This window comes from Ureibacillus sp. MALMAid1270 (genome assembly GCF_049202975.1).
GTDB lineage: Bacteria > Bacillota > Bacilli > Bacillales_A > Planococcaceae > Ureibacillus.
Map to the genome: position 1 here is coordinate 1 of NZ_JBMIRP010000038.1, position 25,610 is coordinate 25,610.

At 34.3% G+C, this 25,610-nt stretch carries 29 protein-coding genes; 3 read left to right on the top strand and 26 right to left on the bottom strand.

The window, feature by feature from the left end; all coding sequences use genetic code 11:
- Nucleotides 1–179: 179 nt before the first annotated feature.
- The 3 genes from lepA to gpr form a co-directional block, all read right to left on the bottom strand.
- Entirely contained in the window at nucleotides 180–2,009 is a 1,830-nt protein-coding gene (gene lepA, locus ACOQFO_RS04715; RefSeq protein WP_421688548.1) for a translation elongation factor 4, read from the bottom strand.
- A gap of 297 nt (nucleotides 2,010–2,306) precedes the next feature.
- Nucleotides 2,307–3,164 (bottom strand): stage II sporulation protein P, encoded by an 858-nt coding sequence (gene spoIIP / locus ACOQFO_RS04720; RefSeq protein WP_421688549.1) that lies wholly within the window; start codon nucleotides 3,162–3,164, stop codon nucleotides 2,307–2,309.
- A 154-nt stretch (nucleotides 3,165–3,318) separates the two neighbouring features.
- Nucleotides 3,319–4,353 (bottom strand): GPR endopeptidase, encoded by a 1,035-nt coding sequence (gpr, locus tag ACOQFO_RS04725; RefSeq protein ID WP_421688550.1) that lies wholly within the window; start codon nucleotides 4,351–4,353, stop codon nucleotides 3,319–3,321.
- Nucleotides 4,354–4,516: 163 nt separating this feature from the next.
- Here gpr and rpsT point away from each other — a divergent pair, with 163 nt between their 5' ends.
- Nucleotides 4,517–4,768 carry a 30S ribosomal protein S20 gene (rpsT, locus tag ACOQFO_RS04730; RefSeq protein ID WP_421688551.1) on the top strand — a complete coding sequence of 84 codons (252 nt, stop codon included), beginning with the start codon at nucleotides 4,517–4,519 and terminating at the stop codon, nucleotides 4,766–4,768.
- 135 nt (nucleotides 4,769–4,903) lie between these two features.
- On the opposite strand, the gene holA is transcribed toward rpsT, so the two are convergent.
- Complete coding sequence (gene holA, locus ACOQFO_RS04735; protein WP_421688552.1) at nucleotides 4,904–5,914, bottom strand: DNA polymerase III subunit delta; 1,011 nt, start codon at nucleotides 5,912–5,914, stop codon at nucleotides 4,904–4,906.
- Nucleotides 5,915–6,092: 178 nt separating this feature from the next.
- On the opposite strand from holA, the gene ACOQFO_RS04740 reads away from it, so the two are divergent.
- Complete coding sequence (locus tag ACOQFO_RS04740) at nucleotides 6,093–6,257, top strand: YqzM family protein (protein WP_421688553.1); 165 nt, start codon at nucleotides 6,093–6,095, stop codon at nucleotides 6,255–6,257.
- 54 nt (nucleotides 6,258–6,311) lie between these two features.
- Here ACOQFO_RS04740 and ACOQFO_RS04745 read toward each other — a convergent pair whose 3' ends face one another.
- From ACOQFO_RS04745 to ACOQFO_RS04795, 11 genes are all read right to left on the bottom strand, one after another.
- Nucleotides 6,312–8,615 (bottom strand): DNA internalization-related competence protein ComEC/Rec2, encoded by a 2,304-nt coding sequence (locus ACOQFO_RS04745; RefSeq protein ID WP_421688554.1) that lies wholly within the window; start codon nucleotides 8,613–8,615, stop codon nucleotides 6,312–6,314.
- The gene (locus ACOQFO_RS04750; RefSeq protein ID WP_421688555.1) at nucleotides 8,593–9,168 is read right to left on the bottom strand and encodes a ComE operon protein 2; all 576 of its coding nucleotides are present in this window, start codon (nucleotides 9,166–9,168) and stop codon (nucleotides 8,593–8,595) included. The genes ACOQFO_RS04745 and ACOQFO_RS04750 overlap by 23 nt, the downstream gene beginning before the upstream one ends.
- A gap of 81 nt (nucleotides 9,169–9,249) precedes the next feature.
- Complete coding sequence (locus ACOQFO_RS04755; protein ID WP_421688556.1) at nucleotides 9,250–9,834, bottom strand: helix-hairpin-helix domain-containing protein; 585 nt, start codon at nucleotides 9,832–9,834, stop codon at nucleotides 9,250–9,252.
- A 165-nt stretch (nucleotides 9,835–9,999) separates the two neighbouring features.
- A complete protein-coding gene (locus ACOQFO_RS04760; protein WP_421688557.1) occupies nucleotides 10,000–10,740 on the bottom strand; it encodes a class I SAM-dependent DNA methyltransferase in 741 nt (246 codons plus the stop codon).
- Nucleotides 10,737–11,090, bottom strand: a complete 354-nt coding sequence (rsfS, locus tag ACOQFO_RS04765; RefSeq protein ID WP_421688558.1) for a ribosome silencing factor — start codon at nucleotides 11,088–11,090, stop codon at nucleotides 10,737–10,739. Before rsfS ends, ACOQFO_RS04760 begins: the two co-directional genes overlap by 4 nt.
- 53 nt (nucleotides 11,091–11,143) lie before the next feature.
- On the bottom strand, nucleotides 11,144–11,704 hold the full coding sequence (yqeK, locus tag ACOQFO_RS04770) for a bis(5'-nucleosyl)-tetraphosphatase (symmetrical) YqeK (RefSeq protein ID WP_421688559.1): 561 nt from the start codon (nucleotides 11,702–11,704) through the stop codon (nucleotides 11,144–11,146).
- Nucleotides 11,691–12,263 carry a nicotinate-nucleotide adenylyltransferase gene (locus ACOQFO_RS04775; RefSeq protein WP_421688560.1) on the bottom strand — a complete coding sequence of 191 codons (573 nt, stop codon included), beginning with the start codon at nucleotides 12,261–12,263 and terminating at the stop codon, nucleotides 11,691–11,693. Before ACOQFO_RS04775 ends, yqeK begins: the two co-directional genes overlap by 14 nt.
- Before the next feature lie 14 nt (nucleotides 12,264–12,277).
- Complete coding sequence (gene yhbY, locus ACOQFO_RS04780; protein ID WP_421688561.1) at nucleotides 12,278–12,583, bottom strand: ribosome assembly RNA-binding protein YhbY; 306 nt, start codon at nucleotides 12,581–12,583, stop codon at nucleotides 12,278–12,280.
- A gap of 109 nt (nucleotides 12,584–12,692) precedes the next feature.
- On the bottom strand, nucleotides 12,693–13,523 hold the full coding sequence (gene aroE / locus ACOQFO_RS04785) for a shikimate dehydrogenase (RefSeq protein WP_421688562.1): 831 nt from the start codon (nucleotides 13,521–13,523) through the stop codon (nucleotides 12,693–12,695).
- A 21-nt stretch (nucleotides 13,524–13,544) separates the two neighbouring features.
- Nucleotides 13,545–14,651: a ribosome biogenesis GTPase YqeH gene (yqeH, locus tag ACOQFO_RS04790; RefSeq protein WP_421688563.1), complete on the bottom strand. Its 1,107-nt coding sequence runs from the start codon at nucleotides 14,649–14,651 to the stop codon at nucleotides 13,545–13,547.
- On the bottom strand, nucleotides 14,648–15,169 hold the full coding sequence (locus ACOQFO_RS04795) for a YqeG family HAD IIIA-type phosphatase (RefSeq protein WP_421688564.1): 522 nt from the start codon (nucleotides 15,167–15,169) through the stop codon (nucleotides 14,648–14,650). The genes yqeH and ACOQFO_RS04795 overlap by 4 nt, the downstream gene beginning before the upstream one ends.
- A 233-nt stretch (nucleotides 15,170–15,402) precedes the next feature.
- Here ACOQFO_RS04795 and sigK point away from each other — a divergent pair, with 233 nt between their 5' ends.
- On the top strand, nucleotides 15,403–16,137 hold the full coding sequence (gene sigK, locus ACOQFO_RS04800; RefSeq protein WP_421688593.1) for an RNA polymerase sporulation sigma factor SigK: 735 nt from the start codon (nucleotides 15,403–15,405) through the stop codon (nucleotides 16,135–16,137).
- Nucleotides 16,138–16,456: 319 nt separating this feature from the next.
- On the opposite strand, the gene mtnN is transcribed toward sigK, so the two are convergent.
- The 11 genes from mtnN to ruvX form a co-directional block, all read right to left on the bottom strand.
- Nucleotides 16,457–17,149, bottom strand: a complete 693-nt coding sequence (gene mtnN, locus ACOQFO_RS04805) for a 5'-methylthioadenosine/S-adenosylhomocysteine nucleosidase (RefSeq protein WP_421688565.1) — start codon at nucleotides 17,147–17,149, stop codon at nucleotides 16,457–16,459.
- A gap of 45 nt (nucleotides 17,150–17,194) precedes the next feature.
- A complete protein-coding gene (locus tag ACOQFO_RS04810; protein WP_421688566.1) occupies nucleotides 17,195–17,968 on the bottom strand; it encodes a YrrS family protein in 774 nt (257 codons plus the stop codon).
- Nucleotides 17,969–18,156: 188 nt separating this feature from the next.
- On the bottom strand, nucleotides 18,157–18,642 hold the full coding sequence (gene greA / locus ACOQFO_RS04815; RefSeq protein ID WP_421688567.1) for a transcription elongation factor GreA: 486 nt from the start codon (nucleotides 18,640–18,642) through the stop codon (nucleotides 18,157–18,159).
- A 246-nt stretch (nucleotides 18,643–18,888) separates the two neighbouring features.
- Nucleotides 18,889–19,527, bottom strand: a complete 639-nt coding sequence (udk, locus tag ACOQFO_RS04820; protein ID WP_421688568.1) for a uridine kinase — start codon at nucleotides 19,525–19,527, stop codon at nucleotides 18,889–18,891.
- Nucleotides 19,528–20,805, bottom strand: coding sequence for a peptidase U32 family protein (locus ACOQFO_RS04825; RefSeq protein WP_421688569.1), 1,278 nt, complete (start codon nucleotides 20,803–20,805; stop codon nucleotides 19,528–19,530).
- A gap of 15 nt (nucleotides 20,806–20,820) precedes the next feature.
- Complete coding sequence (locus ACOQFO_RS04830) at nucleotides 20,821–21,753, bottom strand: peptidase U32 family protein (protein WP_421688570.1); 933 nt, start codon at nucleotides 21,751–21,753, stop codon at nucleotides 20,821–20,823.
- A gap of 4 nt (nucleotides 21,754–21,757) precedes the next feature.
- Entirely contained in the window at nucleotides 21,758–22,387 is a 630-nt protein-coding gene (locus ACOQFO_RS04835; protein WP_421688571.1) for an O-methyltransferase, read from the bottom strand.
- A 268-nt stretch (nucleotides 22,388–22,655) separates the two neighbouring features.
- Nucleotides 22,656–23,750: an endolytic transglycosylase MltG gene (mltG, locus tag ACOQFO_RS04840; protein ID WP_421688594.1), complete on the bottom strand. Its 1,095-nt coding sequence runs from the start codon at nucleotides 23,748–23,750 to the stop codon at nucleotides 22,656–22,658.
- Nucleotides 23,751–24,099: 349 nt separating this feature from the next.
- Complete coding sequence (locus ACOQFO_RS04845; protein WP_421688572.1) at nucleotides 24,100–24,618, bottom strand: DUF1292 domain-containing protein; 519 nt, start codon at nucleotides 24,616–24,618, stop codon at nucleotides 24,100–24,102.
- 102 nt (nucleotides 24,619–24,720) lie between these two features.
- Nucleotides 24,721–25,032 carry a DUF1292 domain-containing protein gene (locus ACOQFO_RS04850; protein WP_421688573.1) on the bottom strand — a complete coding sequence of 104 codons (312 nt, stop codon included), beginning with the start codon at nucleotides 25,030–25,032 and terminating at the stop codon, nucleotides 24,721–24,723.
- A gap of 155 nt (nucleotides 25,033–25,187) precedes the next feature.
- A complete protein-coding gene (gene ruvX, locus ACOQFO_RS04855; protein ID WP_421688574.1) occupies nucleotides 25,188–25,610 on the bottom strand; it encodes a Holliday junction resolvase RuvX in 423 nt (140 codons plus the stop codon).

The following is a 25,610-nucleotide window of genomic DNA, read 5'->3' on the forward strand; positions in this document are numbered from 1 at the left end:
AGTTCGGGATTTTGCCTCCGGCTTCCTTCAGATTCCACCTCACGATGGACACCCTTGCCATTAGCTAACAGTTCCTACTGCCAAGCCTGTAGTGGACTTTCACCACCAAGTTATAGCCCATGCCGGGCGCACATAAAAACAGGAAAACACATATATGTTTCCCTGTTAGTACTGTTCATTTATTTTTTATCGTCCATCTTTAGTACTGCCATAAATGCTTCTTGTGGCACTTCAACAGAACCTACCTGTTTCATACGCTTTTTACCTTCTTTTTGTTTTTCAAGAAGTTTTCGCTTACGTGAAATGTCCCCACCATAACATTTTGCAAGTACGTTTTTACGCATAGCTTTAATTGTAGAACGAGCAATGATTTTTTGACCAATTGCAGCTTGGATTGGCACTTCAAATTGTTGACGTGGAATTAATTCTTTTAACTTTTCAACAATAACCTTACCGCGCTCATACGCAAAATCACGGTGTACGATTATACTCAATGCATCGACTGTTTCAGCATTCAATAATATATCCATCTTCACTAGTTTAGATGGTTTATAGCCAATCAATTCATAATCAAATGAAGCGTAACCTTTTGTATTAGATTTTAATTGGTCAAAGAAATCATAAACGATTTCTGCTAAAGGCATGTCATATTGAATAGAAACACGTGTAGTATCAATATAGTCCATACCTAAGAAATTGCCACGTTTTTGTTGGCAAAGCTCCATTACTGCACCAACATAATCGTTTGGTACCATAATTGTTGCTTTAACATAAGGTTCTTCAACACGCTCAATTTTTTGTGGGTCTGGCATCATAGAAGGATTATCCACTTTTACTGACGATCCGTCTGTCATAAATACTTCATAAATTACGGAAGGTGCTGTAGCAATTAAGTCAATGTTGAATTCTCGTTCAATACGTTCTTGAATAATTTCCATATGAAGCAATCCTAAGAAACCACAACGGAATCCAAATCCTAGAGCCTGAGATGTTTCTGCTTCAAATTGTAGTGCAGAATCATTTAACTCTAATTTTTCTAAAGCTTCACGTAAGTCATTATATCTCGCTGTATCGATTGGATACAAACCACAATATACCATTGGGTTTAGTCGACGGTATCCTGGTAACGGTTCTTTTGCAGCCTTACTTCCTGCATAAGTAACTGTATCCCCCACACGTGTGTCAGCTACATTTTTAATAGAAGCTGTTAAATATCCTACATCTCCAACAGTTAATTCACTTTGAGGTACTGCTTTGGGCGTATGGATACCTACCTCGATTACTTCAAATTCAGCCCCAGTTGCCATCATTCGAATTTTATCGCCTGGTTTGACAGTACCATTAATAACACGGATTGAAATAATGACACCTTTATAAGCATCATAAATAGAGTCGAATATTAGTGCTTGTAATGGAGCATCTGGGTCTCCAGTCGGTGCAGGTACTTTTTCAACAATCTGTTCTAGTATATCTTCAATTCCGATACCAGCTTTTGCAGATGCAAGTACTGCTTCAGAAGCATCTAGGCCAATTACATCTTCAATTTCTTGTTTTACTCTTTCTGGATCAGCTGCTGGTAAGTCAATTTTATTAATTACAGGTAAGATTTCTAAATCATTATCTAATGCTAAGTAAACATTTGCTAATGTTTGTGCCTCGATACCTTGTGCTGCATCAACAACTAAAATAGCGCCTTCACAAGCTGCAAGGGAGCGAGATACCTCGTATGTAAAATCGACATGTCCAGGTGTATCAATTAAATGGAATGTATATTGCTCGCCATTTTTCGCATTATATTTTAACTGTACAGCATTTAATTTAATCGTAATTCCACGTTCACGTTCTAAATCCATCGCATCTAAAAGTTGCGCTTTCATTTCGCGTTGGGTTACTGATTTTGTTTGTTCTAAAATACGGTCAGCAAGTGTTGACTTCCCGTGGTCAATATGGGCAATTATTGAAAAATTCCTTATGTGTTCTTGACGTTTTAAACGTTCTTCACGATTCATTCATGTCCACTCCTAATCAAATACGCCTCCGTGATGAATGACACTACAAAAATAGTGTTGTCATTCAACGGAGGCTTTAACCTAAAAAGCATTGTTTGCTTTAAACTACCAAATCACTAAGAAGATGCCACTTCTTTTAAGCTAGACTAAATTATATCATTCAGACTAGGTAGTAAGCAACTTGATGATTATGTAAAAAAGCGATTAAAGCTTTTGCAAAAAAATAAACGCAAGAATGTTAGTATAGCAACACCCTTACGTTTATTAATGGTCTATAATAGTTACATAAATTCAGTTTTATTTAAGTTCCTTTGTAACAAATGTTTTCGAGATTGCTTGAGCTAATATTGAAATAGTACGATATACTTCATCCTCTGTGTTATCAATACCGCCCACTTCAATAACTAATAATTCTTTTGCTAAATCCTGGTTATAAACCCCATTTACACCTTCACCCTTTTTTATAAGAGCTCCACGGGAGATGTTTGGAATTATTTTGTTTAATGATTCACTTAATGATTTTGCATAGGCCAAATTTGACTGATAGTTTGGATTTTCTGCACCAATAACAAAGGCAATTTTAGCGTATTTTACATTATTATGCGTTATTGTGGTAGCATCAGCACCGACTGCATCACGATGAATATCTAATATTAAATCATATTTATATTGTTCTAATTCCTTTGATACATAAGGACGAACTGAATCATAAGCTAAGTGGAAAGGTAAACCTTTCTGTTTCATAACAGCTTGATTATCCACTTCGAGTATTTTTGTCGTTAGTCCATTTAACTTAAAATAACTTTCTATCATGCTTTGCATAGAGTATAAATTTGTACTACTATCGTAGACTGCAACCGTACCCTTTTCACTTTCAACAAAAGGTTTGTACGTTTCATGAGAATGAGTAAAATAAATCAATACGTCGAAGGGACTAAGAGGTTGAGAAACGTCAGTAGTTGTTGGTGACATATTTGTAGTGATAGTAGGTGTCGTAGGTGTAGGATCTGTGTTTGCAGCATAGACGACTTGTGGTTCTTGAACTTTCGGATATTCAATTTTCGCATTATTTGGTAATGGCAAAAGTCCTGCAATAATCGGTAAAACGAAAAAGAAAACTAGAAACGCAGATAGTATTTGAATTTGTTTCATCATTGACATCCTCTCCTTCCACTACAATATGGAGAGGAGAGGAAAATTAGAACTATAAAATTGGTTATGAAAATCAATGAACTCTTCAGGAAGAGAACAATTTCTTTATACTTTGCAAAGTTTCCCTACAAAAATTTTATGGAAAGGAAACTTGGTATTATTTTACTTTTTTCTTCATCCATTTAAATAATGCATCACTAACTAATATCGAATATTTTGTAATCCACACGTCTACTTCCTTTGGTGTTACGATTAAACGTTCTGGATTCGATGACAAAACCTCTTGGAACAATTGTAGACGGTCATCAGATGACCATGTAGACCATTCACCAAAGATTGGTTTAACCACGCTCATATCCAATCTTGCATTTGGATCTGGTGTCCAAGAAGAAACGGATAATTTACTAGATGGTTTTCCTTTTTCTTGAACCCTTGCTGCAATGGAACGAAATACTTTTTCAACAGCATCAGCAATAATAACGGTAGCATCGACAACAGTTGGAATTCCGATTGCTGTTACTGGTACCCCAAATACTTCTTTCGATACTTCTGTGCGTTGATTTCCAACACCTGAACCAGGATGAATACCCGTATCAGTTATTTGAATGGTTTTACATAATCTTTCGGATCCACGAGTTGCCAATGCATCAATTACTAAAACCAATGCAGGTTTAATTTTTTGTACCAATGCATGTATAAAGTCACTCGTTTCAAATCCTGTTTGGCCAGTTACACCAGGTGCATACATAATAAAATGATCGTTAGGATTTTCAGTATTTTCAGCTTGCATTGCATCAATTGTAAATGGCCCAACAGCATCTGGAGTTATTGTTTTATTTCCTAATCCGATGACTAGAACTTTACTATCTTTATCAATCACTACATCTTTATGAATTTCATCAAGATATTTCACAAAAGATTTTTCTAGTTGTTCAAAACCATTTTCATCATCGACATGCAACGTTGGAACAGATAAGGTAATGTAGGTACCTTCTTTTTTCCCTATCTCTTCCTGACCTCTTTCATCAACAGTAACTTTAGTTACTTTTACCCGGTTCTCATTAAATTCTTCAATGACAACCCCACTGGTGTCTTCTAACTTTTCCTTTTGCTGCTTGGTGCGATGTTCAACAACCTCTTCTGCCTCATCTATGAGGTCGGTTCTACTCCAATTTACTTCAATCTCTGCCATTATAATCACCTCAACTAATATGTTGGTCAAACTGTCAAGTAAATATTCTTTGCATTTATCTATTGCAATTATAGAGTTCCTTTGGTAGAATGATTTTTGTTGTATTGACAAAAGAAACTAGTGAGAAGATATCATCTCGTACCTGATTTAGGAGGTGAAAGTTATGCCAAATATTAAATCTGCAATCAAACGCGTTAAAGTTGCTGAAAAAGCAAACGCTGCAAATTCTCAAGCGAAATCTGCAATGCGTACAATTGTGAAAAAAGCTGAACAAGCTTTAGCAACTGGTGCTGAAAACGCACAAGAATTAGTTGTAGCAGCACACAAAGCTCTTGATAAAGCGGCTTCTAAAGGCCTTATTCATAAAAGCGCAGCTAGCCGTAAAAAATCTCGTTTAGCTAAAAAAGCAAACTAATTTTTAAAGCCTTTATATTAGAAAATCACAACTCGGCCCAAATAGGTCGAGTTGTTTTTCTAATGCTAATTTCCCATCATACATATTTCAATCCACGAAAAAACCATCCTTTTGATAGGATGGTTTTTTTATTGCTTATAATGCTTTTAACAAGAACATTTCTAAAAATCTTTCTCTATTACCACTTACCGACTTTAACATTAAGTCGATCTCAGATAACTTATTTAAGGCTTTTAATAATCTTTCTTCACTCGGACGATTTTTTTGTTCAAGCATAAGTTTCACTCTATAAGGATGTACTTTTAATTGTTTTGCAATTTGACTCGGATGATATCCTTTTTTTTGCAAATAATAAACATTATTCATCATCCTTATATTTGAGGCAAGTAAACCAACGAGCATAATCGGTTCTTCTTTTTGTCGTAACAAATCATGATAAATCTGTACAGCTTCCGAATTTTGATGAGTCAAATAGGAATTTAACATTTTAAAAGCATCATGCTCAAGTGTTTTTGCTACTAAATCTTCTACCAATTGAACAGTTATTACCTTTTCTTCCCCTAAATACATGGCGATTTTTTCAATTTCCATTTGTAACTGGAGCATATTTACTCCAACCATTTCAACTAGCTTATCGATGGCATCTTCGTTAATTTGTTTACCAAAACTATTTGCTATTTGAAGTATCCAAACATTTAAATCATGCTCTTTCAGCGGTTCGGCAACTAACATGACACTACTTTGCTTCATTTGTTTTGTAATTTTTTTACGTTCATCCAATTTTTCATATGGAGCAATAAAAATTGTCACAGCAAAGTCTGAAGGATTCTTTAACCAACTTTCTAGTCGAGTTAAGTCATGATCTATTTTTTCTTTCCCTTTTTCCGTAGCCTTTAAAAAAGAAGCATTTTTGGCAATAACTAATTTTCTTTCAGAGAAAAATGGGAATGTATCTGCTTCATCAATAACAAAATCAACAGGTGATTCTTCTAAATCAAAGCTTGTCATTTCAGGTTCTTCCGATGTAATTAATGCTTTTTTAATTCGGTTCACCGTTTCATCTATAAAGTAAGATTCTTCCCCAACTAAACAGTAGATGGGTGCAATATTACCATTCTCTATATCATTCCAGACCTTTGTAAACATAAAAAAAGCCTCCTAATAAGTATCGCACTTATAAGTATACACGTTTTTTCACATACTTTGTGTAATGTATGTATAATATGTGACAATTCTAGGAAAGTTAAATGGTAGAATTTATATGAATTCATATAGATTTTTACTATTCATTAACTTATAATGTAGTTTGAGTAGGAGGGATAGTATGGCACATCATAATTCAGAAAACTTTGTCACACACAATCCATTTGAAGGCGATAATGGAGCTATGCAAGGCAACCAAGTAATCCCTGCAGGTGTAGGTTTTACTGTATCGTTCGTATTCTTTGCACTTATGTTTATCATTGCAACTATTATTGCTGCAGTATAATTATTTAGAGAAGAGATTGTTTTGATTATTTACTTTTCAAAACAATCTCTTTTTCTAATGTTTAAATAACAAATGACTTCTAAAGACAACCATCCCTTTACTTGAAACTGATATTTCTATCGTACCTGTGTCTTTCGTATCAAGCGTTTTTAATCCGTAGTATTCAAATCTCTCAGTTACCTCATGATGTGGATGTCCGTATCGATTACCTTCTCCTGTACTAAAAATTGTTACTTTAGGCATTAATGTTTTAACAAATTGTTGGCTACTTGAAGTTTTACTTCCATGGTGACCTGCTTTTAAAATATCGATATTGTTTAATTTTGGATAGAGCTTAAGCAATTGTTCTTCACCTTCTGCCTCTAAATCACCAGTAAATAAAGCTTGAAATGATCCCTTTGTAACATATAAAACTAGTGAATCATTATTTCCTTCGTATGTTAAATCCATTGGCCATAAATATTGAAACGTGTAACCATTAATACTCCACTTGGTTCCAGCCATCTGTTCCTTAATAGGAATCCCCTTTCGCTTTGCCTCCTCATTCAAATCATTCATAACATCTTTTTTGTATGAGTTAGGGGAAATATGGATCTCACGAACTTCAATTTCCTTCAGAACTTCCTCCGCGCCTTCAACATGATCACTATCTGCATGGGTGATGATTAATTTATCAATTCGATTTATTCCTTTTCCTTTTAAATAAGGAACGACGATTTGCCTACCAATTTCATAAGGTTCTTTTGTTTCTTCCCAATCCTCTTGTTCAAACCTTAAGACTCCCCCAGTATCAATTAAATATACTTCCCCCTTATAAGGTAACTCTATTAATATACAATCTCCCTGTCCAACAGATATAAAAGATATTTTCATTTCCTCTGTCCATTTTGTTCCTATTTCAATTAATATAATGGGAATGAAAAGGACTAGTACATACTTCCAAACCTTTGCACCATTGTCAAATAAGTAAAAGAAACAAAAGACACTAAAATACGCAAAGATCATTAGTAACAAGTTAGGCTTACCTGGTATCCACATTTGATACGGAAGGGCTTGTAGCCATAATATAAATTGACTCAATAGTGTTCGAATAGGTTCATAGATGAAGAACAGTATCTCTACAAGCTGACCAGGTATATATGAAGCAATGAGCAAAACTATATTGATTGGCAATATGATAAAGGAAAAAAGCGGGACAAATACAATATTTGCGATCAATGAAGAAATACTAATTTCAAAAAAATGAAAGAGAAGAAGTGGATAAACAATTAATTGACAAACAAACGTGATGAGAAAAGATTGAACGATCCATGATTGATAACGGTTTAATAAATTTCCTGAATAGATTAAACTAAGTGTTGCTAAATAGGAAAGCTGGAAGCCAATTTGATAGATGGACCATGGCTCTAGGAAAACGAAAAAGATGAAACTAATAGACAGTGCATCATCCATCGGTAATTTCCATATAACCTGTGTGATTAAAATAAATTCCACAACTAAAACTGCACGCCAAACTGATGGTGCTCCACCTGCAATTACACCATAGATAGGCAATGCAATTAGTAATAGAATAGTAGCTAATTCTCTTCTTACACCTAAGCGAAGTAATCCTTGAAATAGAATAAGAGAAACAATTGCTATATGGAGTCCTGATATCGCAAATAAATGGGTAATACCTAATTTTTGATAGGCTCGAATCATTTCAAAATCTACATTCTCTTGATAACCAATTAAAAGACTTTGAGCTTCTGCAGCGAGGGAATTTGGAAAAGTATTTTCAATATGTTGGATGAGATCATGTCGTTGGACACTGATTCTTTGAGTTATTGTAGATTTAGTATCGATATATGCCCAATCTGAAATTTGTAAAATTCCAATTGCGCCTTTACTTTTTAAATACCCCACCATATTAAATGCATATTGATGATTTGGTAGTTTAGGCTTTTCTAACTCGCCCATGATTTCAAATCTCATTCCCACTAATGGAATTGATTCCAGCCGATTTTTTTCCTCCTCATTATTCAATTCATAAGTTACATAAATTTTACGACCACTCTCATCCTTCATAAAACCTCTCAATTTTGATCCATTTATTTTATATTCATCAGTCCATGTTAAAACGGCAGGTAATTCTAGAGGTTGATGAACTTTACATATTTGAGTAGAAAAATGAAGAAATGACACGATTCCTAGAATAATCACACCGATACAATGCAATATGTTGTAACGCTTATAAATACAAATTAATAATACAATTACTAACAAAAATAAAAGCCCCATCGATTCATGTGCAGCAATTGCTGCAACTAAAACCGACAAGGCATATACAATCCACTTATGCTTCAACGAGTTTCCCAAATAATTCAGTCACCTTCTTTTCAAAAGGAGCAATTTCTTCATTGGAAGCGCCTAAGCTGCGAAGTTTATTTAACATTTCTAAAGTTAACGCAAGTTTGTCCTCTTTTAAGAAATCAATTTTTGCTTCGTCAAATGGTATGTGAACAACATTGACATTTGCTTTTTCGAATAATTCTAAAGCGTATGGGTTATTTTTATAACTCTCAGCGTAGTAAACATTTTTAATACCCGCTTGAATAATTGATTTCGTACAAGGTAGACATGGAAAATGTGTTACATAAAGATCTGCTCCATTTGTAGGAGTACCATACTTAGCACATTGTAGAAGTGCATTTACTTCTGCATGAACTGTTCGAACACAATGGTTATCTATCACATAACATCCTTGTTCTATACAATGCTCGTCCCCTGAAATAGAGCCATTATATCCACCTGCAATAATTCTTTTCTCTCGTACAATGGTTGCGCCTACAGCGAGTCTCGTACACGTGCTTCTCAATGCTAGTAAATGGCTTTGTGCCATGAAAAATTGATCCCAAGTAATACGCTCCATATGACTACCTCCAATATTATGATTACTATTAGTGTAGACTTAAAAGCCCTTTGTTGCAATGTGTGTTTCGTCAGGTTTTCTCTATTTAATGGTGATGAATTCTTTTAATTTTTCAATAGTTTTGTCACCAATTCCCGATACATTTTTCAGTTCATCGACTGTTTGAAAACGACCAAATTCGTCTCGATAAGAAATAATCGCCTGGGCTTTTGAAGGTCCAATACCTGGAAGAGTTGTTAGTTCGGCTTCTGTAGCTGTATTAATATTCACTAGTGAATTTAAAGAGCTTTCACTAGAAGTAGTAGTTGTAATAATTGGCTCAATAGGATGATCTTCTATTACTTCACCCACTATCGGGATATAAATGACCATTTCATCCTGTAATTTTTGTGCATGATTAATAAACTTGGAATCTGCTTCATTCGTATATCCACCAGCCAATTCAATTACATCAATTATTCGATCTTCAGATGTTAGCTCGTACACTCCAGGATATTTAACAGCACCCTTAATATCGACGATGACATTATCGGAATGTTCTTCTTCATCCTCTATTGGTAGCTCTTCCGCAATATTTTGTTGTTCAGTTTCAATAGGAATAATTGTAAGTGGCTCAAGAGTTTCCTCACTTGAATGATTTTGTTGAAGGATTAGAAAAAGGATCACTAAACAAAGTATGCCTGGGGATTAGCACACGGAGTCCATATTTTTTTACAAAGTTCTGGAACATATTAACACCTACTTTCCAGAAGGTAAATCATATGGAGATAACTCTATATTACAAAATTTACCTTCTATTAACAAGGTGTTTAATAAAGAAATTACAAAATATTATTTTATAGCTCTAATCATAATTCTTTCACTATCAATATTCGGTTTTTCAACTTTGAAATCCGCTGTTATTTCAACTTGTGAGAATCCTACTTGATAGAGCCATTCTTCATAATATTCTACTGGAAATGTTCGCTGAAAGTGTTCTTCATCGAAACGATTATATTGATTGGATTCATGGTCTTTAACAAAGAAAGTAAGTTGATGATAAATGGAATGCTCCTCTTCCCCTTCTTCGGTATGCCATATGTAAAGAATATTGCCATCGTCATATGTGAATGGACTTTGCATAAAGACTTCATTCATTTTATATAATGAATGTACATCAAAAAAGAATTGCCCATCTTTACGCAAAGCTTCATATACACGTTGAAAGGTTTCTATAACCGACTGTTCATCTTCAAGGTAATTAATAGAGTCTATCGGTATAGTTATGACATCATACTGATAAAAGCCTTCTAGTTCATCCATTGACATTTGAAATAATGGAATGGATATTCCTTGCTGTGATAATCGTTCATTAGCAATGGAAAGCATTTCTTCTGATAAATCGATTCCACTCACATCATATCCTGCTTGATGAAATTTAATAGTGAGTGTTCCTGTCCCACAACCGATATCTAACAGTTTCGGATAATGGTCAGTTGGAGCATGTTTCTTTACCCATTCCACATAATCATTATAAGGAACGTCTTGCATCAGTAAGTCATATACTTCTGCAAATCTTACATAGCTGCTCATAGCTCTAATGATGTAGGAGCATCTAATTGTGGCGCATCGCCCCATAAACGTTCTAAATTGTAAAATGCTCGTTCGTCTTTATGGAAAATGTGAACAACTACATCACCTAAATCCACTAAAACCCAACGCGCAGTATCAAAGCCTTCCACTCTCTTCACGTCATATCCGTGTTCATATGCTTTTTCTTGCACTTCTCTTGCTATCGCTTGAATTTGACGATCAGAATTACCATGGCAAATAATAAAATAATCCGCAAGTAATGAAATATTTTGCATATTTAATACAACAATATCCTCTGCGCGTTTGTCATCAATCGCTTTATAAGCAACTTGTAATAAACTTTCTGTCATTCTTTTATGATTCCTCTCTTCACAATAGATATTTTTCTTATATTCATCGTATACTAATCGACCTCAATCAAATCATTGTAACATTCAATTGAAACCGGAAAAATTGGTTGTTTCGTTTTAACTAGAAACTTGATTGAGTGACGAATGCAAGCTCGCATTGCTTTTTCAAGATCTTTCTCTGCTTTATTGCGCAGCTTTTCAACCCCATCGAAATTTCGATTCGGTTCAATCATATCTGCAATATAAATAATTTTTTCTAATTTGGACATTCCGGCTCTACCCGTTGTGTGATAGTGGATTGAGTTTAGTATATCTTTATCTGAAATATTAAATTCATGCTCTGCAATCCAAGCTCCAACTGGTCCATGTAAAATTTCAGGTCCCCAGTCGATGAGCCTTTCATCCAAACCATTTTCTTTTACAATTTGAATCATCCAATCCTCATCTGCATACTTCGCAATATCATGTAAAATTGCTGCAGTTTCTGCAGATTTTACATCTTCACCATAAAGCTCAGCAAGCCTCACAGCAGTTTCCATTACACCAATGGTATGAATGTATCTCTTTTCTGGCATACGTGTTTTGATAGCCTCTAAATAGTCAGCGCGTTCCATAAAGACCTTCCTTTCGAATATATGCTTCTACACCCTCAGGAAGTAAAAATTTCAATGTCCCACCAGTTGCAAGTCTGTGTCTGATCATAGTTGAAGATAAAGCGATTTCAGGTGCGTCAATCATTTGTACTTCAAAGGTAGAGAATGAATTTGAACCCGGACGTTTTAATCCGACAAATTTTACAATTTTTATTAACTCCTCAATCTTATACCAACTATGTAGGGAGTCGATCATGTCTCCGCCGATGATAAAGTAGAATTGAACATCAGGCTCTTTATTGCATAAAGCAACCATTGTATCGTAAGTATACGATATGCCACCGCGATCCACTTCAAATGTTTCCACTTTAAATTCAGGATACGGTTCTGTCATGATGTTCACCATCTGAAGCCTCTCGTTCATAGTGGCATCGTTTACTAATTGTTTATGAGGTGCAATCGCATTTGGCATGAAGCGAACTTCATCCAGTTGAAGTGCATGAAAGGCTTCATTTGCTACAATGAGATGTCCCATGTGAGGGGGATTAAAGGTTCCACCCAAAATGCCAACTTTTTTCATAGTTGAACAACACCTTACTTTTTATCTACTTTTGGTAAATGTATTTTTTTGTTATTTTTAGATTCTTTATATAATACAACAGTTAGTCCGATTAATTGTACTAATTCGGAATTTGTTCCTTCTGCTAACGCCTCAGCTACTTCGTTCTTTTCGTCTTCACAATTGTCTAAAATGCGCACTTTCAATAGCTCGCGAGCTTCAAGTGCATCACTTATTTGACGAAGCATTTGCTCATTCACTCCACCTTTACCAACTTGAAAAATAGGTGTTAAATGATGTGCTTCTGCTCTTAAATATCTCTTTTGTTTACCTGTTATCATAAAAAAATGTGTCCTCCTAAGACTTACGAAAAACTAACAAATATTCACATTATTAAATGCAATAGCATAATAAAATCTACGTTACATATAAATAGTGAATCGAACTAGTCTACTCTGACTCTAATTGACTTGTTAGTTTTTCAATCATTAAATTTGTATTTGGGTATTGCCCTAACCAGTGCTCAAAGGCAATTGCTCCTTGATGGACAAACATGCCCAGTCCTGTAACTACGGTTGCTCCAATATTATGTGCATGCTTTAAAAATGGAGTCATTAATGGATTATACACAATATCAGCTGCAATTGTTTCTTTCGACATCCGATCTATTGAAATAGGTAAATGTAAATCACTATACTTCATCCCAGCTGGTGTTGTTTGGATTAAAATTTTATACTGAGCTAACGTATCACTTGCTTCATCATACTCAATTGCATTCCCAGTACCTAAATCAGCAATCAATTCTTCTGCTTTGGATCGTGTCCGATTCGTCACAGTAATATTTTGATAGCCATGTTTTTTAAGTGAAAATGCAATTCCTCTTGCAGCCCCACCAGCCCCAATAATTAAAACTGGTAAATGACGCTTTTGTATACCTATTTTGTCCTCTAAAGATCGAACAAAACCGTCACCATCCGTATTATATCCTTTTAGCTTTCCATTCGATAATCTAACCACCGTATTAACGGCCCCCATTTCTCTTGCTGTTTCATCGACTTCATCTAAATATGGGATAATTGCAGTTTTATGCGGAATGGTTACATTGAATCCGCTAACTCCTAATAATGAAAGAGATTGAATAGCTTTTTCTAAATCTTCAGGCTTCACCAATATTGGGATATATGTTGCGTCTATCCCCTCTATTTCTAGCCATTTATTATGCATTTCTGGAGATTTCGATTGTGCGATTGGGTCTCCGATAACAGCAAACCATTTCTTCATTTCCCTATAATCCTCTTCTCTTTAAATAAGTGAAGGCCGTTTGAAAACTTCTACTCCTTTAGGAGCATGAACAGCAACAACTACATTTGGGTGTTGGATCGTAACCCACCCTAAACCTGAAATCACAACGTCCGTTTTTCCTTCTTTAATAGAAAATTCGTGTCGAACTAGTTCTGGTAATTGCTCAATATATTTTTTTGATGGTGGTGCTAGCAATTCCCCTTTATGTTCTTCGTATAAAGCATCCGCTTTTTCGAGCTTTGTACGATGAATTGGCAAATCATTTGCTACATGAATAGTAAACGCCGAACGTTCTCCTTGGATGAAATCAAAGCGGGCTAATGCCCCAATAAATAATGTTTGTCCAGGATTTTGTTGGTATACTTTTGGTTTTATTTCTTTTTTTGGTGTGATGTATTTCAACTCACTAGCATCAATGTGATGAGCCATTTGATGGTGATTAATAATACCTGGCGTATCATATAAAGAAGCACCATCATCTAATGGAATTTCAATCATATCTAACGTCGTACCAGGGAAGTGTGATGTCGTAATAACGTTTCCCTCACCCGTAACTTGTTTAATAATTCGGTTGATAAAAGTTGATTTCCCTACGTTAGTACATCCAACAACAAAAACATTTTGACGTTTACGATATTTTTCAATCGCTTCAATAACTTCGCTCATTCCAAAACCTTTATGAGCACTAACTAGTAATACATCAATTGGTTGCAAACCTAAGCTTTTTGCTTCTCGTTTAAGCCAGTTAATCACTTTATTTGGTTTAACTGATTTTGGAAGTAAGTCCGCTTTATTTGCTACTAATAAAACCGGGTTCTTTCCAACGAATCGATGCAATCCTGGTAACCAGCTACCATTGAAATCAAAAATATCAACAATTTTTACGATAAGTCCTTCTTGTTCACCAAGACCATTTAATATACGTAAAAAATCATCATCTGTTAAGCTAACAGGTTGAATTTCATTATAATTTTTTAAACGAAAACAACGCTGACAAATGACGGTTTCTTTATTAATAGATGAAGCGGGGGTGTAACCTACCTCGTTTGGATGTTCTGTTTGAATTACTGCACCACAGCCAATGCAATGTATTTCTTCTACTGTCATTCTTTTTCCTCCCAAGTTTTAATACCTCTTCTTTTTAATGAATTAAATACACGACGTTCAACAAAACGATTAAATTTCGTTACTAGACCATCTGATTCTGCAACAGGTCGAACTAATATCGTATATAATTGTAAACGGTTAGCCCCCATAATATCTGTTAACAATTGGTCACCCACCATAACAACTTCTTTTCGATCTAAATTCAGTTGTTTTAGTGCTGCTAAATATGCAGCTCCTAACGGTTTTTTGGCTTTAAATATATAAGGGATACCCAATGGCTCTGCAAAACGTTTCACTCGTTCTTCATTATTGTTTGAAGCAATAATGACTTTGATTCCCTCATCTTCCATAGCCTTTAACCAATTTGCAATTTCTTCTGTTGCTTCATGTCGATTCCACTCGATTAATGTATTGTCTAGATCAGTAATAATTCCCTTAATCCCTAAATTCTTTAACTTATCTGCTGTTATTTCATATACAGAAGTAACAAACTCTTTTGGCAATAAAAAATTATACAACGATGATACTCCTTCGATAAATTTTATTATTTGATTATATCATAAGAAAAATGGTTGTCCTATTGTCACCATGTCATTTCTTGCATATTATAGATAATCAATGAAAATTCTCATGTCCCACCTAATCATTACACATTTTTTTGTATAATAATTTTTCTTCTTTTCATGAAGTATTTTCATTTTTGCCGTTCAAAAATCATATAATGTCGAAAAAGGTAGAAAGGATGACGTAACTGGGCGGACTCTTTGCATCACTTATGCAGCTTTGGTTAGATATTCCTTCATTCCTTGGATATCTTAAGGGTCAGGCTTTTCACAAGCCTTTTACTAAAGAAGAAGAGGCAAAGGCAATTGAACGATTTATGGCTGGAGATGAGCAAGCACGTTTAGATTTAATCGAACGAAATATGCGACTCGTTGCCCATGTCGTTAAGAAATTCCATCCAGCACATGAGCAATTAGATGATTATATTTCGATTGGCACGATTGGTTTAATGAAGGCTGTAAGCAGTTACACACCTGATAAAAAAACACGTTTAGCAACGTATGCTGCGAGATGTATTGAAAATGAAATATTAATGCATTTAAGAGCTCAGAAAAAAGTACAAAAGGATGTATCCTTATTTGAACCAATCGGTGTTGATAAAGAAGGTCAATCATTACAAATTCGAGACCTACTACAAATGGACGAACAACCGGCAATCGAGGTAATCGAACAAAAAGAAAGCTTCGGTCAGCTCTATCAATATTTGAATACACTTGAACCAAGAGAGTTAGAAATTATTGTCTATCGATATGGATTAAATAATAATGACCCATTAACTCAAAAAGAAATCGCTAAAAAGTTAAAAATTTCACGTAGTTATGTTTCTAGAATAGAAAAACGTGCACTTGTGAAATTATATCAACAATTTAAACACAATCAAATCCAACAAGAAAAAGAAAAAGAGAAAAATAGTATCCAATAGAAATGGCTCATTTAAGACACTTTGTCTTAAATGAGCCATATTGTTGGATTAATCAATCACTGTATCCTCAGTTGCTCCAAAATATGCAACAATACCAACTACAGCAGTAATAATTACTGAACCCGCCATGATAAATAGCATAACTTAACCTCCTCAAAAACCTATTTATAATATAACAATCCTAACATTTTCTAACTATATATTACTGTTAAATTTTTCACATAGTCAAGCCGATTTATGAATTAACTGTGTAAAATCGAACTCCTTGTCATATTAAAGACTAAATATTAACAAATAGAACAAACATATTGATTTGAGATTATAATTTCGAAATAGTTTTTAAGACGATCTCTGTTGAATGTTTAGCAGCTACCGGTAAAAACTCATCAAAACTAATATTCGATTCTTTCCCTGCAATATCAGACAACGCACGAATAACTACAAAAGGAGTGTTAAATTGATGACAAACTTGTGCAACAGCTGCAGCCTCCATTTCGACTGCTTTCATTTGTGGGAAATATCCTCTAACCAATTCTACTCTCTCTGGATCATTCATAAATGAATCTCCAGAACAAATAAGTCCTATTGCATGTTGATGTTCTCCAATTTCGTCAATTGCTTCTTTCGCAACATTCATTAGATGTTCGTCTGATTTAAATGCTGCAGGCATTTGTGGTACTTGCCCCATTTCATAATCGAAAATTGTAACGTCAACATCATGATGACGAACTTCATCTGAAATGACAACAGCACCTACATCTAAAGATGGATCGTAACCGCCTGCTGACCCGGTATTTATCACAACATCAGGTTTAAATTCATATAACAATATCGTTGTACCCATAGCAGCATTCACTTTTCCAATACCGCTTTTTAATAATACAATCTCCTTACCATTATATGTACCAGTTGTAAATTCACTATTGGCAATTGTAATTACCTCAGTATTTTTTAGTTCATTTCTTAATAGTTCTACTTCTTCTTCCATAGCTCCGATAACTGCTATTTTCATTAATTTACCTCCATTGCTGTGAATCCATGTATGTTAAAAGTTTCTTTAATATGTTCCTTCAATTGTATTTAACATTTCCACTTTAACCGGTTTCCAACCTTCATTTGCTATCCATTCAATACTTACGCGATACTTTTCCTTTTTATCCATAGAAGATACAACTGAGATTGACGTTTCGTTGCTACCATTATTTCGAATACTCCAATAGATAATATTATCTTCCTCTAGACCGACAGCATTTCTAATTGTAACTTTCTTTTCTTCATAATCTATATGACCTTCACTATAAGTAGATATATGTGTTCCAGTTTGCTTTGTTGGGGTAATCGCCCAATTTGGATCAAACATGACTTGATCTACTAAAGGATCATCTGAATCTTGTACAACGACTGATTTACCACTAGTAGGTATAGTACCTTTAGTTTCATCCTCTTCATCGTTATTTTTTCCATCAGAAGGTTCATTTGTTGTGCTGTTATCTTTGTTCCCATCAGGACTTGTACTATTATTTGAGTCATTATTCGAATTTGATTCAGTATCTTCGCTATCTGATTGAGTTGAATCTTCTTCTGAAGAATTCGATTCTTGTTCGTTTTTAGATACTGTATCACTTGATGTTGGTTCTGATTCTATATCCTCTACTTCCTGAGCCTTTTCTCCATTGTTTGAGAATACAAAATATAAATTTATTAATATTAAAACGGCAACAATTGCAATGAGTACGTTCAGTAAACGATCTAATTTTTTTCGACCTTGTGTTCTATTGGATCTTTTTTTGCTTTCTGTACGCGTTAAAAAGTCACGATCTCGATTAGACATCCATAAAATCCTCCTTCATGATACCTTATTCATATTCTAACAGCATCATAGTTAAAAAACTTTAATGTAATCTAATTTTAATGTCTTTATTAAAAAATTGAAAAAGTCGACAAACTTACAAATATCGTTGTCGACTTCTCTAATTTAATCATTACAATTGTATGCCCTTTGTTAAGTAGAGATTGAAATTATTTTGCAGTACTAATTGAAACGATACGTACTTCCATATCTCCACCAGGTGTTGTTAATTTTACAACATCATCTACTTTACGGCCAAGTAAAGCTTTAGCGATTGGAGAATCGTTTGAAATTTTACCTTCAAATGGATCTGCTTCAGCAGAACCTACAATTGTATATTCTTCTTCCTCACCATCAGGAAGTTCAATGAATTTTACAGTTTTACCTAATGTAACAATATCGCTTTCGCCTTCAGTTTCTTCAATAATGATGGCATTTCGTAACATTGATTCAATTGTAGAGATACGACCTTCAACAAAGCCTTGTTCTTCTTTCGCAGAATCATACTCAGAGTTTTCAGATAAATCACCGAAGCTACGAGCGATTTTGATACGTTCAACTACTTCTTTACGTTTTACTGTAATTAGGTACTCTAATTCATCTTCAAGTTTTTGTTTTCCCGCTAAAGTCATCGGGTATTGTCTTTCATTTGCCAAAATACTCCACTCCTTAATTCCTCACATTAAATACACCAGTTCTATGCAATCGTTTTCTTTTTCATTAAAAATATGCGCATAGTATAAAACCCGGTTATTGAGATAAGCATATGTAAAAAATAAGCCATCTAGAATGGTATTTTTATGCGCCTCTCAAATAACCGAATTTTCCACTTGGAATATTATGTTGTATTTTTAATACATTGTAAATTACATGTAATTTATCCCAATACTTTACTCATCATATTATAGAATGGTTGTAGTTTCAAGAATAGTTTTAATTTTTGTAACCATTAAATCAATTGCAACTTCATTCTCTCCACCTTCTGGGATAATGATATCTGCATATCTCTTAGTTGGTTCGATAAATAAATTATGCATTGGTCGAACAGCAGTCATGTATTGATCAATAACTGAATCAATTGTTCTCCCTCGCTCCTTAATATCTCGCTCAATACGACGAATAATACGTATATCCGCATCTGTATCTACAAATAACTTAATATCCATTAAATCACGAAGGCGTTGATCTTCTAACACTAAGATACCTTCTAGTATAATAACGTCTTTTGGTTCAACATGGATAATTTCATTTGAACGTGTATGTTGAACATAATCGTATACTGGTTTGTCAATTGGTTTGCGATCTAATAGTTGATTTACATGCTCGATTAATAAATCATTATCAAAAGCTAATGGATGATCATAATTCGTTTTTAAACGTTCTGAAAATGACATATGACTTTGATCTTTATAATAGTAATCTTGTTCAATAACAACGACTGAATGCTCTCGGAATACATCGTAGATAGAATTCGTCACACTCGTCTTACCTGAGCATGAACCTCCTGCGATCCCTATTACTAAAGGACGCTTCTTTTCCATTTATTTGTTCTCCTTTCGCATCATGTTGAATTTGAACAATGGTCGATCTACTCTAAATTTCACAATTTGCAATGGATGATTTGCCACTTCGATTTCATTGTTCTGTTCATCCCAAATTTGGCCAACTTCCATTGTAAACGTATCAATATCAGGTCCGAAGAATTCAATTGTGTCACCCGGTTTGAAATAATTACGTTGCTGTAAAGTTACCATTTTTGTCTCTTGATCGTAATCTAAAACAAGACCTGCAAAATCCCACTTCATTTTTGGTGCGTGGAATCCAAACATTTGTTGTTTATAGCTTGGCTCACCTTCAAAGAAGGAAGAAGCAGTAGCACGATTAGCACAACGATCAAGTTCTTCTAACCATTCTTTTTTAATTTTAAAGTTTTCTGGGTCTGCACAGTATGCATCAATTACTTTACGATATACAGAAATAACTGTCGCAACATAGTGAATAGATTTCATACGCCCTTCAACTTTTAATGAGTCAATTCCAAGTTCGATCATGTGAGGAATGGATTCAATTAACTTTAAATCCTTAGGACTCATGGCAAATGGTGCGTCTCCTTCTTCAAATAATGCTACTTCATTACCATCAACATTTTCATATAAGTCATAATCCCAACGGCAAGATTGGCAGCAGCCTCCACGGTTTGAGTCACGCGCAGTCATATGGTTAGATAAAACACAACGGCCTGAGTATGCAATACACATTGCACCATGAACGAATGCTTCGATTTCAATATCGACTTCTTCTTTCATTTTTCGCATTTCTTCTGCTCCAACTTCACGAGCTAATACGACACGGTGTAAGCCTTCTTGCTTCCAATACTTAACTGCTTTCCAGTTCGATAAAGATTGTTGTGTAGAAAGATGGATTTCTAATTTAGGTGCAACACGGCGGCAAGTTTCGATTATTAGAGGGTCAGCAACTATGATACCCTTTACCCCTACTTCTTCAATCGCCTGTAAATATTCTTCTAAACCATCCATATTTTCATTGTGAGCAAAAATATTTGTCGTTACATAAATAACAGCACCATATTTTTTTGCAAATTCTACACCTTCACGCATTTCTTCAATGGAGAAATTATCTGCGTTCGAGCGTAAACCAAACTCCTGACCACCGATAAAAACAGCATCTGCACCATAATGTACGGCAACTTTTAATTTTTCTAAACTACCTGCAGGTGCAAGTAATTCTGGTTTTTTCGTAATCACACGTTTTCCATTAATAGTTTCACGAATTTTTTCATTTTCTATTAACTGTAGCATAGTTACGCTCCTTTCTTAGTAAACTGTTTCTTTGAAGATAAATCCTGTATCTAAAGGACGTAGTTTTGGCTGAATTTCTTCGATTTTTTCTAATAACGAATCTTTTAAATCTTCGTATGCTTCTTCACCACTATCAAAGTAGGCATCAATTGCTTGGCGATAACAGCTAGTCACTATTGTTATATACTCTTCTGTTTGAAGAACTCCGTCAAATTTTAACGAATCAATACCTGCTTCAAATAATTCCGTTAATTCATCAATTAAGCACATATCATTAGGTGAAAAAATGTGAGTTCCATTTAAATCTTCATAAATTGGGTATTTATTTTTTCTGTCTTTATCGTGTAAAAACATATTTTTGTTTTCTTTACGGTTTTCGATTTCCATCGCTTCACCGCGATATAAGAAATAGTTACCTAAAAGTTTACGTTTAGATTGGAACATACACGTCATTCCATGTACTTGTACTTCTATTTCTGGTTTAGCATTTTCCTTAATTTCTAATATTTCATCGAGTGATAATTCACGAGCAAGTACTGCTCTTGTTGCGCCACGTTCACCCCAGTAATTCGCTTGGAACCAGTTTGTAGCAGTAGTTTCTGGATTCCAATGTAAAGGAATCGTAATACCTAGCTCACGAACTGCTACTAAAACAGCAGGGTCTCCAAAAATAAGTGCGTCTACACCAATTTCTTGCATTTCTTTTAAATATTCATCTAAATCGTCAAGTCGGTCATTATGGAAAAGTACGTTAACAGCTACATATACTTTTTTACCTGATGCATGGATTATTTCAGTTGCTTCTTTTACTTGTTCAACCGAGAATTCTCCTGCAAGTCGTAAACCGAATTTTTGCTCACCTATAACAAATGCATCTGCTCCTGCTGAAAGTAATGCCTTAATATGTTCAATCGATTTTGGAGTAACCAATAGTTCTGGTTTCTTCATACAATCACCTCTTCATACAAATTAATAAACCATCACCAACAGGGAAAAAAGTACTATCATATTCATCATGATTCATAATCCAGTCAGCAAAGTTTTTCAAATTGCGTATCATCGTTCTTTTTCTTCTAGGCACATCTTCTAAATTCAGATCCGACAAACCATGCATGTACATGTTATCAATATACAAAACACCACCTGAAGGTACAAGCGGTGAAAATTTTTCAAAAAAGCGCATATATTGACCTTTTGCCGCATCAATAAAAACAGCATCAAAAGTAGTGTTTTGTGTAACATCCACTTCTAACGCATCTCCTTCAATGACCGTAATTCGATTTGCTACTTCTGATCGAGAGATGAACTCTCTAGCTAAAGCAACACGTTCAGAGTCTCTTTCAATTGTCACAATCTTAGTATTTGATAATGTAAGAGCCATTCGAATGGCAGAATAACCGATTGCTGTACCAATCTCTAGTATGTTAGATGGTTTCTGTATTCGAAGAATTTGGTTCAACACTTCAATTGCTGGCAATTGCATTATTGGTACGTGGTTTTCTTTCGCGAATGTTTCCATTTCAACGAGCAAATCATTTCTTGGCTTAATAAAGGATTCTATATAAGCATTTGAAAACTCCATTTAACTTTAGATTCCCTTCAGTTCAAAGTTTACGTATCAAAATGAACAAAAACATAACTCGACCTATAAAGGTCGAGTCAGTGCCTTTTTAATGCAGAAAGTCTGCGAAAAGACCAACAAGTAGTACACTACTGTTAAATAATTTAATAAAAAAACAATATAAAAAATCACAATACATGATACCACAATAATAAAAGGAAAGCGAATATTTCTCATAAAATTACAATGAATTCAACCTTAGTAAAAGAGAAATATTCGTTTCCTTATTTTATTGGCGTAAATATGTTTCTATATTTTGCAAATGTTCTTCGTACGTTTTTGCGAAATGGTTCGTACCTTCTTTATCAGCTAAGAAATATAGATATTCTGTATCTGTAGGATTTAGAGCAGCCTCAATTGAGATTTTCCCAGCATTGGCAATTGGGCCAGGTGGCAAACCAGTAATAACATATGTGTTATAAGGGCTATCAACTTCTAAATCTTCGTACAATACTTGATCTTTATGGGATCCTAATGCATATAGCACTGTCGGATCTGTTTGTAAAGGCATATCAATTTCAAGTCGATTATAGAAAACACTTGCAATAGTTTCACGATCTGTTTGTGCAGTTGCTTCTTCCTCTAAAAGTGAAGCAAATGTTAATAAATCATGAACTGATATTTGTTTTTCTTCAAGTAATCCACTATAGCCTTTCATGACCTCTTCTGTTTGAGAAATCATCGTTGTAATAATTTCATCTAAAGAAGGTTTTTCTTCATAAAATGAATAAGTTGCAGGATATAAATAACCTTCTAGTGCATATCGAATATTTCCATCTAGAACTTCTTCAGTAATTAGCTCTGGATATGTTCCCATCATATTCTCTATGAATTTGCTATCGGTTACTTTATTTAAAAATTCGTCAGCAGAATAAACAGTATTTTTCTCAATAATTTTAGCAATTTGTTCTAGTGTTAAACCTTCAGGAACTGTAAGAGTAAATACTGGTTCCCGATATACTCTTCCTGTTTTTAAACTTTCAATAATCTCGTCTAATGTCATGCTTTGAGTTAGAGAATAGTTACCAGCTTGGAAATCAGATTCATTTTTAAATTTTGTATAATATTTAAAAATACGCGCATCTTTAACGATCCCTTTTTCTTGAAGAATATTGGAAATTGTCGTAAGACTCGAGCCAATTGGTATTTCTACATCAATAACAGTTTTAGAGTCGGGATCAACAGGTTGCAATGCCGATTTTATATACATATAACCCGTAAAAGCAACAATCCCTATTATTAATATTATTGCTAACGATGTAATTCCTACAATTTTTTTTACAGTTTTTCCTTCTTGTTTACGCTGTTTTACTTTTTTAAACATTTCTTGTTTTAAATCCTCTTTTTCATTTTCCACGGGTATCCCCCCTTACGTCTTTTTATATGATACATAGAAACTACGAAATATTCAAATTATCTTTCATAGGTTCGTATTATATAGAAGCCCAATGTGATTAACATATCATTGTACTATTCCCAACATAAATTAATATAATCCATATTCATCCAATTCATACAATATCTTGTGTATAGAAATGAATTTGTAAATTACTACCGAATTTATGATAACAAATACCCTTTAATAATCCTTTTTCTTATATAAAAAAAATGAGGTAATCTTGAAAGTTTACTCTTTCAAGATTACCTCTTGTGTCATACATATTACCAATCTATTATTCAGTTAATAAATCGAGCTGACGTTCAACCGCAGACCATTCTTCATCTGAATCAATTGGAATAAGGTCAACCACTTCACCATTTTCTCCTGCAACATAAGAAGCTGCAAAAATCTCTGAAAGTTCATCCTCGTCTGCAAATGTATAAAGAATATACGACTTTCCAAATTCCTCTAATTCAAAACGATGAATAATTTCACAAATAACTTCTTCATCTTCATCATTTGTAATTGTGAAATAGTTTGTAAGATCATCTGTAAATTCGTCAATTAAAGTATTTAGTACTTCTTCAACCATTTCCCATTCTTCGTCTGTTTCTAAAGACGAGAAATTAGTCATTTCACCATCTTCATCTAATTCATAACGAAGGGCAGATACTTCGGAACTTTCGTTTCCGTTTTCATCAATTAAAGTATACAGTACATAAGAATGTTCATCCGAATCAAAAGTAAAGACAACCTTGCATTGTTGTTCTTTTCCTTCTTCAGTTAAAACCGTAATTACTTGATTTTCCATAATGCAACCCTCCGAATAATCATTTAGTTAACCATCATTTGATGGCCACGTTTTTATTCTAAAAAAAGGTAGGCGAACTTGCCTACCTTTCAATACAATTATTTATTCTTCGTCTTCTTCGTCTTCAAATTCATCTTCTAGTGAATTTAATACTTCTTCAATTAAATCCCATTCTGCTTCTGTTTCAATCGGTTCTAATTCACCGTCTTCACCATTTTCTGATGGAGTAAATGCAGATGCAAAGATTTCAATTTGTCCTTCATCATCTTCTTCTGCTCCAATGATTGAGTATAATACGTATGATTTTCCGAATTCTTCAGAGTCAAATGTATGAATTACTTCGCAAAGTTGTTCGTTGCCATCTTCGTCAACGATTGTGATGTGATGATGTTCGTGATCGTGTTCATGTACCATTATGGTCACCTCTTCATATTATTTAGAACTTACTTTTACTTGATATCACTTTAATTGGGCTAAAGAATTATTGGAACGATAAGGTTATTAATTCTTCTTGGTCCAGTGATGAAAAATTACATTGGACGACATAAAGGTTCTCATTGATGAGCTTTCTAGATGCCGCCTTTACTATCTAAATATCCTTGTAGGATCATGACAGCCGCCATTTTATCAATTACTTTTTTACGTTTTTTTCTACTTACGTCAGCTTCAATTAACATTCTTTCCGCTGCCATCGTTGATAAACGTTCATCCCAAAGTTTAACTGGTAATTGGAACGTTTCTTCTAACAACTTTTTATAATTTTGAGAAGCCTCACCACGTGGTCCAACAGTGTTGTTCATGTTTTTGGGAAATCCAACTACAAATTCTGTAACAGCATATTCCTTAACAAGTTCTTTTATTCTTTCGATGCCGAACTCGCCTTTGTCTTCATTGATTTGTATTGTTTCAATTCCTTGAGCAGTCCAACCTAAAGCATCACTTATTGCAATGCCTACTGTTCTGGATCCTACGTCTAAACCCATAATTCTCAT

Coding starts and splice junctions, on each gene's coding strand:
- lepA (WP_421688548.1), bottom strand. CDS start 2,009: ATGAATCGTGAAGAACGTTTAAAACGTCAAGAACACATAAGGAATTTT.
- spoIIP (WP_421688549.1), bottom strand. CDS start 3,164: ATGATGAAACAAATTCAAATACTATCTGCGTTTCTAGTTTTCTTTTTC.
- gpr (WP_421688550.1), bottom strand. CDS start 4,353: ATGGCAGAGATTGAAGTAAATTGGAGTAGAACCGACCTCATAGATGAG.
- rpsT (WP_421688551.1), top strand. CDS start 4,517: ATGCCAAATATTAAATCTGCAATCAAACGCGTTAAAGTTGCTGAAAAA.
- holA (WP_421688552.1), bottom strand. CDS start 5,914: ATGTTTACAAAGGTCTGGAATGATATAGAGAATGGTAATATTGCACCC.
- ACOQFO_RS04740 (WP_421688553.1), top strand. CDS start 6,093: ATGGCACATCATAATTCAGAAAACTTTGTCACACACAATCCATTTGAA.
- ACOQFO_RS04750 (WP_421688555.1), bottom strand. CDS start 9,168: ATGGAGCGTATTACTTGGGATCAATTTTTCATGGCACAAAGCCATTTA.
- ACOQFO_RS04760 (WP_421688557.1), bottom strand. CDS start 10,740: ATGAGCAGCTATGTAAGATTTGCAGAAGTATATGACTTACTGATGCAA.
- rsfS (WP_421688558.1), bottom strand. CDS start 11,090: ATGACAGAAAGTTTATTACAAGTTGCTTATAAAGCGATTGATGACAAA.
- yqeK (WP_421688559.1), bottom strand. CDS start 11,704: ATGGAACGCGCTGACTATTTAGAGGCTATCAAAACACGTATGCCAGAA.
- ACOQFO_RS04775 (WP_421688560.1), bottom strand. CDS start 12,263: ATGAAAAAAGTTGGCATTTTGGGTGGAACCTTTAATCCCCCTCACATG.
- yhbY (WP_421688561.1), bottom strand. CDS start 12,583: ATGATAACAGGTAAACAAAAGAGATATTTAAGAGCAGAAGCACATCAT.
- aroE (WP_421688562.1), bottom strand. CDS start 13,523: ATGAAGAAATGGTTTGCTGTTATCGGAGACCCAATCGCACAATCGAAA.
- yqeH (WP_421688563.1), bottom strand. CDS start 14,651: ATGACAGTAGAAGAAATACATTGCATTGGCTGTGGTGCAGTAATTCAA.
- mtnN (WP_421688565.1), bottom strand. CDS start 17,149: ATGAAAATAGCAGTTATCGGAGCTATGGAAGAAGAAGTAGAACTATTA.
- ACOQFO_RS04810 (WP_421688566.1), bottom strand. CDS start 17,968: ATGTCTAATCGAGATCGTGACTTTTTAACGCGTACAGAAAGCAAAAAA.
- udk (WP_421688568.1), bottom strand. CDS start 19,527: ATGGAAAAGAAGCGTCCTTTAGTAATAGGGATCGCAGGAGGTTCATGC.
- ACOQFO_RS04825 (WP_421688569.1), bottom strand. CDS start 20,805: ATGCTACAGTTAATAGAAAATGAAAAAATTCGTGAAACTATTAATGGA.
- ACOQFO_RS04830 (WP_421688570.1), bottom strand. CDS start 21,753: ATGAAGAAACCAGAACTATTGGTTACTCCAAAATCGATTGAACATATT.
- ACOQFO_RS04835 (WP_421688571.1), bottom strand. CDS start 22,387: ATGGAGTTTTCAAATGCTTATATAGAATCCTTTATTAAGCCAAGAAAT.
- mltG (WP_421688594.1), bottom strand. CDS start 23,750: ATGTTTAAAAAAGTAAAACAGCGTAAACAAGAAGGAAAAACTGTAAAA.
- ACOQFO_RS04845 (WP_421688572.1), bottom strand. CDS start 24,618: ATGGAAAATCAAGTAATTACGGTTTTAACTGAAGAAGGAAAAGAACAA.
- ACOQFO_RS04850 (WP_421688573.1), bottom strand. CDS start 25,032: ATGGTACATGAACACGATCACGAACATCATCACATCACAATCGTTGAC.
- ruvX (WP_421688574.1), bottom strand. CDS start 25,610: ATGAGAATTATGGGTTTAGACGTAGGATCCAGAACAGTAGGCATTGCA.